This window comes from Microcoleus sp. T2B6 (assembly GCF_036700475.1).
Lineage (GTDB): Bacteria > Cyanobacteriota > Cyanobacteriia > Cyanobacteriales > Microcoleaceae > Microcoleus.
In genome coordinates, this window is record NZ_JAUBOZ010000150.1 from 1 (window position 1) to 13,460 (window position 13,460).

The window sequence follows — 13,460 nt, forward strand, 5'->3', positions numbered from 1 at the left end:
ACCACAGCGCCTACTGCCAGTTTCAGCCCCGCAGATAACGCCACCAGTGTTGCAGTTGCTGCTGATTTAGTTGTCACCTTGAATGAAGCGGTGCAAAAAGGCACTGGCAATATTGTTATCAAGAAAGTCTCCGACAACTCAGTTGTGGAAACTATAAATGTTACAGCGCCAAATGTCACTGTTACTGGTAGTACCGTCACCATTAATCCACCAGCAGATTTAGCGCCCGGTATTGATTACTACGTTGAAATTGCTGCTGGTGCAATTAAAGACTTAGCTGGTAATAATTATGCCGGCACTATAGGTGCAACTGCTTGGAATTTCACCACTGCTGCTGCCGCTGATACTTCAGCGCCCACCGTCACCCTAGCTTCAACCGCTGCGGCAACAGTCAGCAATCCTTTCAATGTCACCGCTACTTTCAACGAAAGTGTCACTGGGTTTATCGCCACGGATATCAGTGCCACCAACGGTACTGTTAGTGGCTTTAGTGGGACTGGTAGTAACTACAACTTCACTGTCACCCCAACGGGTAGCGGCATCGTAACCGTCAACGTTCCCGCCAGCAGCGCCACTGATGCAGCGGGTAACAACAATATTGCTGCTACACCTTTAACGCGCACTTTCGATTCTCGGATTGAAAACTGGAGCCAGCTAGACGCTTACCTTAACAATAACAAAATTTTTGTACCTATTGTAGAAAAAAAAGTCCTCGAAGCGCTTGTACCGATTGTCCAGCCATTAACGGCTGAATTTAAAAACAACGAACTGAAACTCACCCAGGACGTGAGCGTGAACGTACCCGTACCTTTCGCTAAGTTCGTAGCTCTTCATCCTCTTTTCGCTCAGGTTGCAACCGGTCTCACTATACCCATAAGTAAACCCAGCCTCACCTTATCCAACCTAAACACCTCCTCTCCAACCTACGGACTCAGTACAACAGTAAACTTTGCAGACGCTAAGAATGATGGTCAAACAAATTTTTTAGACTTCATTAATGAGCAGCTAAAAATTAAGGAGGTAGAGCTAAAAGCAGAAGTGAGAACAGGTGTTGTACCAAAAGTGACCCTCAGTGCTGAGTTAAGCACTGAAAACCTAACACTTTTGAAAGTTGACCCATTCTCGATTGAGATTGCTGGTGCTAAATTAAGCGTCTCAGCAGATACAACTTCTCCCCCGAATTTCGGTATAGTAGGCAGTTTTTTAATTAAAGATTATGATCCCTTCCAAACAACGGAACCTGACTTAACGTTTTCGGGAGGCTTAACTTTCGACCCCAAATCAATTACGGGTGCGCTTCAACTCACTGCCAAAACTCCCTGGAAAAATCCCTTTGGCTTACCGGATTCAGAAATTGGGAAGTTAGCCTTACAAGTTGGCGGAACCTACGCACCACCTTGGGTTGATAATGTTGGATTTGTGGGAGATTTAAAGTTTGGCAACTTCGATCTCAAGTCGGCTTTCTTTGTCACTTCTAACGATCCCAAGAAATTTGCAGTGGAATTAACGGCAAATGCTCCTGTCAACCTTGTTGATCTGTTGGCTGGTCCCGTTTACTCTTATGTCATCAAACAAGTGGGGAAGGAAGTCGATTTTGTTAAGAAGGCAGAATCGTTTTTGAGGCAAACCTTGAATGTCAATATTGTCTCTGTTGATGGGCCTGATGCAGATACAAAGTTGGATCCCCTACTCAAGTTAGTGCCGTTAGAGACAGAAATTGCTGAAACAAAATTAACCCAAGGTCTTGGTATTAATGGGAAGTTAACTGCTTGGGGAAAAGAAGCCACGCTCAGTCTCAATGCCAATCCCTACGCTCAAAGCAATCCAAGTTTAGAAGGATTTTTACAGATTCCTGAAATTGACTTTGGATTTTTGAAACTCACAGGAGCAGATGGTCCCAACGATAAGACTGTCGATTTAGCACTCAAAGTCAGTCCCACTGAGCAATATCTAAAAGGGGACGCTAAGCTTGTGCTTTTTGGGGCTGAAGTTGCTAAAGCAAACGTGGAATTTACAACCACGAGTGCCAAAATCAAAGATTTTGATTTGAATTTAGGAGCCGTAGCACTAGACATTAACGATTTTTCAGTTGATGTCAACAACAAAACTGCGAGTGGATCGGGTTCGGTGAAGATTTTTGGGCGAGAGATTGCCGGAGCCAAAATTAATGCGGATAGAAATGGGCTAAAAGTTCAAGGAAATCTTGACTTATTCGGAGTCTTATCAATCGAGAACGCATTAATTGATATTAAAAGTCCCACCGATATCAAAATCGGAGGGACAGCTAAAATTTTCGGTGAAAATCTAGGCAGTGCGAACATCAGCCTACAGAATGGCAAGCTAACAGTTAAAGGTCAAATAGGCTACAATCTCAAGCTCGTTGGCAATGTTAAGGCAGACCTTGAGATTACCTCAGATGGTACACCTGGTGGTTCCAAGGTAAAGGTAGGTTATGAGGCTGGGCCGCTCAAAGGTGACTTTACCGTGTCACTAGCTCCGCTCACAAGTATCGGAAATTTGTTGGATCAGGTGACGGGCGGTGCCCTGGGTGCAGTCACTGAGGCTGTAAATAAAGCCATTGATGGGGTTGTTCAGGGATTTAATAGTGTTACATCAGGTGTACTCGATACCTTCATTCACATAGGTGACTTTTTTGAAGGTGCGTTTAACGATTTTCTTGGCTTGATCGGTGGCTCGGATGGTCGTGATGACAGATATTTGGGGAATGGAAACAACAAATATGAGGCAAGGGGAGGTAATGACTTAATTCGAGGTGAGGGTGGAGATGACCATCTCATCTTGGGGTCGGGAGATGATGTAGGAGAAGGTTGGTCTGGCAATGACCGAATCGAAGGTCAGGATGGCAATGATAGGTTGAATGGCGACGAAGGAAATGACCTGTTAGCAGGTGGTAGGGGCAACGACACTCTCAAAGGCGCGGATGGTGACGATCTCCTCCAGGGTCAACAAGATGACGATTTGCTGGAGGGCCATAATGGCAACGACAAACTCGAAGGCAATGAAGGCAGAGACACACTTGTTGGGGGTTGGGGTTCTGACTTCCTTTATGGTAATGCTGACGATGATCTCCTGTACGGTTATGAGGGTGCGGACTTGCTTGATGGTGGCGATGGTAATGACACCCTAAATGCTGACCATGATGATGACCGTGTTTTTGGTCAGAATGGCAATGATTTGATGAAAGGTCAGGATGGCAATGACGAACTGCACGGCTATAAGGGTAATGACACCATTGAGGGCGGAAATGGCAACGACCTTCTCTTTGGTCAGGGAGATAACGACTTCCTCCAAGGTGGAGATGGGGATGATGTTCTCTATGGCGAAGACAACGGAAAAACGGGAGGATACTACGACGGTAGCAACGACAAAGACACACTCGAAGGTGGAAATGGTAAGGATACTCTCTTCGGCGGTTTGAGTGACGATTGGCTCCTTGGTGAGAATGATGATGACATTCTTAGCGGTGAAGCTGGCAATGATATGCTCCGAGGAGAAGCAGGAAACGATTTCCTCGACGGTGGTGATGGCAACGACACTCTAAACGGCGGGATCGATAATGATACGCTCTTTGGTCGAGGGGGCAAAGACTTCCTTGAGGGCAATGGTGGCAAGGACTACCTTTATGGGGGTCAGGGCGACGATAAGCTCTATAGTCATGAGGGCGATGACATCCTCGAAGGACAGGCAGGAAACGACCATCTTGCCAGTTGGACTGATAACGATATCCTCAATGGTGGAGAGGGTAACGACTCTCTCTATGGCGAGGGAGATAACGATACGCTCTCTGGTGGAAATGGCAGCAACGTCCTTGATGGAGGTGACGGAACTGATACTGCCGACTACAGATTTTCTACTGGTGCTGTTGATGTCAATTTAAACAATGGCAAAGCCCAATTTTCTGGCAATACAGATCTGTTAACCTCGATTGAAAATGTCATTGGCTCAGCTAATAACGACTTAGTGATTGGGAATGCTGGAAATAATACCCTCTCTGGCCAAGCCGGTAACGATATCCTCCTGGGTGAGAGTGGCAACGATCTTCTCAGGGGTGATGAAGGTAATGACGAACTTCACGGATGGGAGGGCAATGACACCCTGGAAGGCGGAACTGGCAACGATACTCTCTACGGTCAACAGGGCGATGACTCTATCCAAGGTGGAGATGGCAATGACGCTCTTTATGGCGAAGGTAACGGATCGTCCTCTGGTACAAGTAGCAAAGATACCCTAAGCGGTGGTGCTGGGGATGACTCTCTCTTCGGTGGCGTTGGCGATGATTACCTAGATTCTGGGGAGGGCAGCGATACTATTGACGGAGGAGATGGCAACGATATCTTGCTCTTGACCGGTAAGAAAGAAGACTATAAGTTTACCGAGACAGCTACAGCAGTATGGCGAATTGTTGCTCCGAATGGCGATGTGAAAATCGTGACGGGGGTTGAGAATTTCGAGTTTAAGCCCGATCCTAAAGTTATAAATTCCGACTTTAGTTCAGTCTTCGATCGCGATGTGATTGTCAACGACAAGGGAGGAGCCACAGATCCTACACAAGACGGATTAAGTAGCGGGAATGAAACCTTCGTCACACAGTCGTTTGCCAGTTTGAAAAATAATGCGAATGGCAATGGATTACCCAACGACGGTTTTTTCCGAGCGAATGCCTTCAGTCCTAATGTTCAACTTGGCTACAACAATACTAATGACGGCAACAACGCCAAAGTCCTCACAGCTAACAACACATCCTTTACCTTTAAAGTCACGCCCGACAAATATTCAGAAATCCACCTGTTCGCTACCAGTACCAATGGCGCAGCAGGGATGAACGTGACATTTAACTATAGTGATAACACCAAGGTGGTAAGCACAGCCAATGTTCCCGACTGGTTTGACGAAATTCCCACTCCATCATTTGAGCGTTATTATCTGATTGACGGAATGGATCGCAGCCTTGATAAAACTGGATCAAAATTTGATGATGCTAACGATCCTGCCATATTCGGGTTTGGGTTGAGACCCAACTCAGCCAGAACGCTGGAAAGCATTACCGTCACTAAAGTTACTGGTTCCAACAATAATTGGCTGGGAGTGTTCGGAGCTACAGGTGTTTTAGTTCCCCCTAACACCACAACGCTTAACACAGACACAGTAAGGACATACTACAAGAGTCGTGTCATAGACGGTTACATTGGTAGCGGTAAGGTGTTCTTCGATGCCAACTTAAACGGGGTTTTGGATGAGGGTGAACCCTTTACGATTACCAGGGCAGATGGCAGTATCGATCTGAATGTGGAAGTCGAAAAGTTTGATACCAACCAAAATGGTGAACTTGACTACACCGAAGGCCAGTTTGTCCTGATGGGCGGTATGGACATCCTTGGCGGTGTGGATGCTGCAACGGGTTTACCGATGGCTACGCCACTGACTTCTATCCTAGAGTCAACGGTTGTGACACCTTTAACGACGGCGATCGCCTCTATGGTGCAGCAAGGCCTTGACCCAGCAACAGCGGAAACTCAGGTGAAAGCAGCGTTAGGACTGCCCGCAGGAGTTGATTTAGGTAGCTACGACCCCTTAGAGGCGATCGCCAAAGGGGACGCGAATGGTGTATCGGTATTCGGCTCGATGATTCTGGTGCAAAACACGATCGTCCAGATAGCGAAATTCATCAAGGGGGTTTCGGAAACAGAAGTTGCTCAACTCGCATTTAGTGGTATCGGGGCGATCGCAAATCAACTCAAGGGTGGCGCTGCTGTTGATTTGGGTAAAACAGAAACAATCTTGGGTATTCTCCAAGCAGCCATTACCAAAGCAGCAGAGTCTGACCCCAAAATCAACCCGACACAACTGGCTGCGAGTGCGGCTGCTGCGGCTCAAATCATGGCTCTGGGCAATCAAATGGTCAAGGATCTCGTCGCTAGCGGTCGCCCCATCAAAGATATCGCTCTTGACATCACCAAATTGCAGGCGGTGTCTGTAGGTCAAATTGCTGTCGGTTTATCCGATTTGGCGGCGGGAACTGTGACTGTTGAAGAGTTCCTTGCTAACAACACCAAAGAGGCGATTCTGGCTCGGATCGAGAAGGTGAAGGTTAATGACCCTACTGTTCGCCCCGTTGTCGAGACTATTGATGCCACAGAGGCGATCGATCCCGAGGAACCTACATCTGAGGATACCGGCAGCGCCCCTGGCACCGAAACAGGCACTGACACACCAACATCGATCGCTCCGACCCGACCGATCGCTCCGACCCCATCAGTAACAGCCTCCGAAACACCGACAACATCGGAAACAGCCTCAGAAACACCAACACCATCGGAAACAGCAACTCCCACGCCAACAACTAATAACCTCTCAGACGATGAGTGCATCTGCGACACAATTACCTATCCCAACTTAAACCGACCCAACTCAGTTGAAAACACCATACTCGGCGCATCCGGCCTTCAGATAGGCACTGCCCAAAACGATGAATTACTAGGTAGCGATGCTGCCAACATATTCGAGGGCAAATCCGGGGATGACAACCTATACGGTGGTGCCGATAATGACATTATTAATGGCAACCAAGGCAATGACTTCATCGCCGGAGGCAAAGATGAAGATACTCTCTACGGAGATGAAGGAAGCGACATCATCCTTGGCGAGTCTGGCAACGATTTAATCTTCGGAGGCAAAGGCAATGACTTCTTACATGGCCGCGAAGGTACTGACATCATTTATGGCAACAAAGATGATGACTTCATCGATGGTGGTAAGGATAATGACACCTTATATGGAGGCAAAGGTAACGACATCCTGCTTGGTAGTCAAGGTGATGACAATCTGTTTGGACAACAGGGAAATGATACAATCTGCGGCGGTGAAGGTAATGACTTAATCAACGGTGATGAAGGAGCAGATATCCTGGGAGGGTGTGCCGGAAATGATACCATGCACGGAGGCGCAGACAACGATACTCTCACAGGTGGCAAAGGCAACGATCTCCTTGACGGAGGCATGGGAAATGATAGTTTGATTGGCGGTAGCGGCAACGATATCTTTGCCTTAAAAGCAGGTCAAGGATTTGATATTATCGCTGATTTTACCCTGGGTCAAGATTTGATTGGATTAAGCGGTGGCTTGAGTTTTGGTCAGTTGGAAATAACTCAAAATACTCAGGGAACTCTCATCAAAAACCTCTTGACAGGGGAGCAGTTAGGTGTGATGGTTGGAGTGAGTGCCAATGCCATAACATCTGCTAATTTCATGCTGGTTTAGGAAACAAAGGAAAAGTGCGATCGGTAAAATAAGGGCGATCGCACTTAACCCAAATCAACATTTATCTGGGTTCATCGGCGTCAATCCGCCGCCATCTGCGGTTAAAATTTCATACCTACTATTACGGCAATTTCACTTCAGTCTCCTGACTGATAACTACTGGCGGCGACAGAGTAGGCTCAGGTTCTGCCACATTTAACTGACCGCCACAACAACGCAACTCGTAAAGTTTTGCATTAATTTGATACTCATATTGACTCAATAGCCTTGCATAAATATAGCCAGCTTTTCCATCCAAAAAGCCGAGCTGAATAAAATAAAATAAAATAAATCTGAGCATTGGTTTAAAAGGCAGCCACACCCAAACTTTTTTGAGAAAGCGTTTCCGCTGCACTGCATCTCCAAATAAGTGAGCACCAATAGTGCCGCTGTCGTCGCGCCCTTCAATAATATTGTAATAAACGCGAGCTTCCCAATTGGAATAGCGGTTGTGCCGTTCTATCCAGTGAAATAAATCGCGGTAATCCTCGTGGATCATGTCATTTTTTAAGTAGCCGACTTGACCGGCTAAAATGACGTGTTCGTGAACTTCGTTGTCGCCAGTATTGGGGACGGATTCAGTGCCGAGGTTTTCGTAACGGCCTTTTTGATGCTTGAACAAACGCAAATTCCAGTCGGGATATCGGCCGCCGTAACGCAGCCACTGGCCTAAAAAGAAGACTTTGCGGTTGAGGTAGTAGCCGTCAAAATTCGGGTCTTCGATCGCCTGCGCGATTTCGTCCCAAAGTTCCGGCGGAATGCGCTCGTCGCAATCGACAATTAATACCCATTCGTTGCGAAAGGGCAGATTGTCCAATGACCAATTTTTCTTTTTCGGCCAGCGGTTGTCGAAGTAGAATTGCACTACTTTTGCGCCCGTGCTGATGGCAATTTCTACCGTGCGATCGCTGCTTTGGGAATCAACCATGAAAACTTCATCCGCCCTGGCAATGCTGGCCAGACACGCAGGTAGATTAAGTTCTTCGTCTTTTGCCGGAATGAGAACTGAAACCGGAATCTTGGATGAACTAGATGTCATAATCGAGTGCTTGAACCTAAATGCGGTCGAGTTTTGGTGGATGAAATGCGATCGGCACAGCAGGGCCGACGACTTGAGCAGCGAGGGATATTGCCTATAGCCTAATGCCTGCTGGTCGATTTCGGTGCAAAAATCAGGCCGCGGATGGCTGCGCTCAAATAACCGATTTGACCCCAGGCAAAAACGAAATTTTCAAAGCGCAGCCCTGGATCTCTAATATATTTAAAAGACTTCCAGACACCCCTCAAGATTCTTTCACCCCCCCGCCCAAGCTGAGCAATACCGGCTCGATCGGACAATTGTTCGCGATAACACTCGCTGATGCCTTGCCACCACCCGCGCTCTAGAAACCAAGCTTTGTTGAGCCTTTCTGTCGCGACATGGTGAAGCACCAGGGCCTCCGGTAGATAAACTACTTGCCAGCCTAACTCTAAAGCTAATTCTGTGGCTCGCAACTCTTCATTTGACAGCAACTTTTTGCCGACTCTACCGAGTTTGACATCGAAGCCGCCAATTTGTTCGAGAAAAGCGCGCCGGATTGAGTAGTTTACTCCCCTGGGAGTCAAACCGGCAGCAGTCACGTACAGGCAAGTATCGCCTAAATCGTATGATCCCAAGTTCTGGGCTAATCCCGGTGACAGCCATTCGGGCGGGCTGACTCCAGAAGGCCAGAGCAAATTTACTTTGCCACCAGCTACGGCGAGTTGTTGATTGCTTTGATAAGCCGCGTGCAGCACCCTAAGCCAATTCGGCTCAGCAATAGCGTCGTCGTCGAGATAAGCTAATATTTCACTGCGAGCTTGCTTAGCGCCTGTGTTCCGGGCTACTGACAGACCGATTTCGGGTTCCCAGACGTACTTGAGGCGCCGATCGCCCTGTCTTGCTTCTACCACCTCGCGGGTGCGCGAAGTCGAACTTTCGGGGCTTGCATAATCGCTAGAAGCGTTATCCACTACTACTACTTCAAAGTTGTCGGGAAAATCCTGTACCAGCAAGCTGTCGATCGCCCCACCTAAATAGGCGGCGCGATTGTGGGTGCAAATAATCGCTGATATCTGAGGACGATCTGGCATAAATAACAGCTTGGGAAATACGGGGGTTCTCGATCGACTTACTCTGATATTGTCTCATCAATGCTATTATCGCTTAAAAAGCATTTGGTAGTTGGCCGTTTAAATCATAATTGGTAATTGCTAATTGGGAATTGGCAATTGGGAATTATGTTTAATCCTTTGTATGTGACCCCGCCCAAAGAAGGGAGACAAGCCCGCGACATTAGTCGCGAGCAGCCCCAAAATTTTAACCAAACTTCAATCTCCCAAAATCATTTGTTGTGGAGTAAATCTAAAATCTAAAATCTAAAATCTAAAATCGACTGACTAATGAGTAACTCAGAACCCACCACATCGAGACAATTAATCTTAGTAACTGGGCCGGCCCGAAGCGGCAAAAGTGAATGGGCCGAAACTCTGGCGGCGGGTTCTGGGAAACAAGTAATCTATGTGGCTACTGGTCAGGTTGATGAAGCAGATTTGGAGTGGGTTCGTCGCCTCGATCGGCACCGAAATCGCCGTCCAGTTGATTGGGCAACTCTAGAAGTGCCGATCGAATTATCGGCCGTTTTGCGGGCCAGCAAGCCCTCAGATTGCTTGTTGATTGATTCCCTGGGAACTTGGACGGCAAATCTTTTGGAACAAGAAGCTGCTGTTTGGGCGACTACGCAGCAAGATTTGCTAGCCTGTTTGAAGTCGGCGGCGGCTGATGTAATTTTGGTAGGGGAAGAAACCGGATGGGGCGTTGTGCCTGCTTATCCGGCGGGGCGGCTGTTTCGCGATCGCCTCGGCACTCTCGTGCGCCACATCGGGGCGATCGCCGATACTGTTTATCTCGCCACCGGAGGTTACGCCTTGAATCTCAGCGCTTTGGGTACCCCGCTGCCGCCGGTAGCGAAAAATTAACAGCCGGAGTCGCGATCGACAAGAGAGAAAATATATCGGTTTCCCGAACGACAATTTTAACTGAAAATCAGGTAGAATTTTCATTAAGTAAGATTGAAAATTCAAGACTCACATAAATTAGTCAAAAAACATACTCACTAGGGGGACAGCTCAACAATTTGACATGAGGAATAGCCAAATTTTGAAATTATGTAAAAGATAAAATGTCTCTTAAGAAAGAGTGGTAATTTCCAATTAAAAGTCTAAAATAATCAATTAGTTGAAGGGTTGACTAAAAGTTATGGCATCAGATAGTGAAGTAAGAAAATATATTGCTTACTGGTTTCAGTTAGGCAAAAAAGTATTAATTCGCAACGGTTCCGAAGCGCTGCAGCCCAAATTGGTAAATGGGGGCGATCGCTACAGCCAGGAATTTGAAGACTGCTGGCAAAAAATCATCTCCCGCGACAGCGGAGACTGTTACCTCGAAGGCACAAACGAAACAATTGCCCAACTGCTGACGCCAGCTTGGGAAATCAGTCCCTGCGCGCGCTGCGCTATGCCCGTAGTGTTCAAACAAACCGGAATGCCCCCGGAGTTCTGTCCCTGTAACGACTTACCAAACTGGCCCGATACCGAAATGCCCCAACCTCGATCGCCCGTCAGCAGCCAATCGCAACTATCAGGCATTCGCGATCGACTCCAAAGATCCAGCGGCGAGTAAGTATATAAGAAGGAAGAAGGGTCTTCTTCCTTAAATTGTTACAATATATTTACAATGCTTCACACTAGGTCTGATTTATGAATGTCAAGACAGTATCGCCAGCCTCCCCGCCAACTTATGTAAATTCAGGGACTCAGGCTGTACTCGGCAATCTCCAAGATGCAAATACAATTCCCCTGCAAGCAGTACCAGTATCACTAGAGACGCAGCTCGTAACGGACGATCGGCTCAAATCAGCCAGAGACATAGCTTTCGAGTTAGCCGGAGATGCTGTTCGGTACGATCCAGTGGCGATCGCAGCCCTGTACCGAAATCGACCTCTACAAGTCTGGGGAAGGCTGTCGAGCGTTGTTTGGACATTTTTTAGCTTTGCCTTCAGTGTGTGGTTCGACGGCAAAACAGGTCGTACCGCCACAAACGAAAAGCGTCGCGCCGTCCGACTGCGGGAAATTCTCGGCCAACTCGGCCCAGCTTTCATCAAAATCGGACAAGCACTTTCAACACGCCCCGACTTAGTACCGCCAGTATATTTAGAAGAACTAACAACGCTGCAAGACCAATTGCCAGCATTTCCCAACGAAGTAGCATATCAATTCATCCAAGAAGAATTGGGAGCCCACCCCAAAGACATCTACGCAGAAATCAGCCCAGATCCGATCGCCGCAGCATCTCTCGGACAAGTCTACAAAGGCAAACTCAAAACCGGAGAAACAGTCGCAATCAAAGTCCAGCGACCGGGTTTAGCCGAAAACATCGGCTTAGATATCTACATCCTGCGGCGTCTTGCAGTTTGGGCACAAAACAACTTCAAAATAATTCGCAGTGACCTCGCCAGCATTATGGACGAGTTGGGCGAGCGCATTTACGAAGAAATGGACTACACCCACGAAGGTCAAAATGCCGAACGGTTTGCCCAACTCTACGGCCACATCAAAGACATTTATGTTCCCAGCATCTACTGGGAATATACCCGCCGCCGCGTCTTAACAATGGAGTGGATCACCGGCATCAAACTTACGAATTTAGAGGCCGTTAAAGCTCAAGGAATCGACGCTCCTTACTTAATTGAAGTGGGGGTGCAGTGCTCTCTCAGACAACTTCTCGAACACGGTTTCTTTCACGCCGACCCGCATCCCGGCAATCTTTTGGCAACTCCTGACGGTCAATTAGCTTATCTCGATTTCGGGATGATGAGCGAAGTTAAACCTTATCAGCGGTACGGCTTGTTGGAAGCTGTGGTGCATTTGGTGAACCGCGACTTTGAAGGTTTGGCAAAAGATTATGTCAAGTTAGAGTTTTTAACGCCAGACACCGATTTGACGCCAATTATTCCGGCTTTGGCGGGGGTATTTAACAATGCTTTGGGTGCTAGCGTTGCCGAACTCAATTTCAAAAGCATTACTGACGAACTTTCGGCGGTGATGTACGAATATCCTTTCCGGGTTCCAGCTTACTATGCTTTGATTATTCGATCGCTCGTCACGTTAGAAGGGATTGCCATTAATGTCGATCCAGAATTCAAAGTGTTGAGCAAAGCTTATCCTTACGTTGCAAAACGGCTGTTGAGCGACCCCGCACCGGAATTGAGAGCATCCCTGCAAGATTTGCTGTTCAAACAAGGCGAATTCCGCTGGAACCGCTTAGAAAACTTGCTCAACAATGCCCGCGAGAGCGAGGATTACGATGTCAGCAAAATCTTGAACCAAGCATTAGAGTATTTATTTTCCGAAAGAGGAGATTTCATTCGCGATCGTATTGTCCTGGAATTAGTCAAAAGTCTCGACACACTTTCGAGCAATGCTTTTGCTAACGCCAAAGCAGTCGTGGGCGAATGGTTTGGAGTCAAGGCAAATCAACCTGTGGTTTCACAAACAGAAAAAAACAATCTAGAACACATCAAAAGGATTTGGGATATTTTGCAATCAACTCCCGGTTTTGACGGGACGAAAGTATTGCAGCTACTTCCGCAGTTGTTGGTGAAACCGGAAGTGCAGAATATGGGGCAGAAAGTAGTCGGCGGTTTAGCTCAAAGAGCAGTTGCTAGGGTAATTCGCGAGTTTTTGCTTTCCTCCGAACCCGCAGCGATTCCTGAGAATGGAAGCTATGCTAAAACTTCGCCTCAGTTGTCTTTACCTGCGGCGAAGTAGTTATATCATGTCAGGTGAATTGACCATAATTCCTGTAGGGGCGGGTTCACCAATATCTACAATAGAAACGAGAGATTCTGTAAACCCGCCCCGGCTTTTGAGCGTGGTCGATCGACCGCACATCATATTAGATTGGGAGATTGGGATGTTTTTTGACCGCAGATATTAGCAGATAAACACAGATGAACGCAGATGAAATTTCGTCTGCGTTCTTTTAATTAAGGATCGCGAATTAAATAACTTACAATTTTAATTGTTATTGTGGGATGGGCGTCCCGCCCGTCCAAAAAGGACGG

The 13,460-nt window shown here is 47.3% G+C and carries 7 protein-coding genes; 5 read left to right on the forward strand and 2 right to left on the reverse strand.

What is annotated here, in order from left to right; genetic code table 11:
• Positions 1–7,278 (forward strand): Ig-like domain-containing protein (locus tag QUA00_RS34100; protein WP_333412907.1); only part of this gene is annotated, 7,278 nt, incomplete at its 5' end.
• A 121-nt stretch (positions 7,279–7,399) separates the two neighbouring features.
• Here the strand turns inward: QUA00_RS34100 and QUA00_RS34105 are convergent.
• Positions 7,400–8,335, reverse strand: coding sequence for a glycosyltransferase family 2 protein (locus QUA00_RS34105; protein ID WP_333148165.1), 936 nt, complete (start codon positions 8,333–8,335; stop codon positions 7,400–7,402).
• On the opposite strand from QUA00_RS34105, the gene QUA00_RS34110 reads away from it, so the two are divergent.
• A complete protein-coding gene (locus tag QUA00_RS34110) occupies positions 8,244–8,456 on the forward strand; it encodes a hypothetical protein (protein ID WP_223300923.1) in 213 nt (70 codons plus the stop codon). The two genes, QUA00_RS34105 and QUA00_RS34110, sit on opposite strands and share 92 nt — an antisense overlap.
• Before the next feature lies 1 nt (position 8,457).
• Here the strand turns inward: QUA00_RS34110 and QUA00_RS34115 are convergent, their stop codons facing one another.
• Positions 8,458–9,429: a glycosyltransferase family 2 protein gene (locus tag QUA00_RS34115; protein WP_333206060.1), complete on the reverse strand. Its 972-nt coding sequence runs from the start codon at positions 9,427–9,429 to the stop codon at positions 8,458–8,460.
• Positions 9,430–9,738: 309 nt separating this feature from the next.
• Here QUA00_RS34115 and cobU point away from each other — a divergent pair, with 309 nt between their 5' ends.
• From cobU to QUA00_RS34130, 3 genes are all read left to right on the forward strand, one after another.
• Positions 9,739–10,314 (forward strand): bifunctional adenosylcobinamide kinase/adenosylcobinamide-phosphate guanylyltransferase, encoded by a 576-nt coding sequence (cobU, locus tag QUA00_RS34120; RefSeq protein ID WP_333412909.1) that lies wholly within the window; start codon positions 9,739–9,741, stop codon positions 10,312–10,314.
• Between the two features lie 280 nt (positions 10,315–10,594).
• Positions 10,595–11,017, forward strand: coding sequence for a hypothetical protein (locus QUA00_RS34125; protein WP_333148160.1), 423 nt, complete (start codon positions 10,595–10,597; stop codon positions 11,015–11,017).
• Positions 11,018–11,094: 77 nt separating this feature from the next.
• On the forward strand, positions 11,095–13,164 hold the full coding sequence (locus tag QUA00_RS34130; RefSeq protein ID WP_333412912.1) for an AarF/ABC1/UbiB kinase family protein: 2,070 nt from the start codon (positions 11,095–11,097) through the stop codon (positions 13,162–13,164).
• The last annotated feature ends 296 nt before the right edge of the window (positions 13,165–13,460 follow it).

Excerpts from the sequence above, each read along its gene's own strand:
- QUA00_RS34130 (WP_333412912.1), top strand. The coding sequence starts at position 11,095 with ATGAATGTCAAGACAGTATCGCCAGCCTCCCCGCCAACTTATGTAAAT.
- QUA00_RS34110 (WP_223300923.1), top strand. The coding sequence starts at position 8,244 with ATGAAAACTTCATCCGCCCTGGCAATGCTGGCCAGACACGCAGGTAGA.
- QUA00_RS34115 (WP_333206060.1), bottom strand. The coding sequence starts at position 9,429 with ATGCCAGATCGTCCTCAGATATCAGCGATTATTTGCACCCACAATCGC.
- cobU (WP_333412909.1), top strand. The coding sequence starts at position 9,739 with ATGAGTAACTCAGAACCCACCACATCGAGACAATTAATCTTAGTAACT.
- QUA00_RS34125 (WP_333148160.1), top strand. The coding sequence starts at position 10,595 with ATGGCATCAGATAGTGAAGTAAGAAAATATATTGCTTACTGGTTTCAG.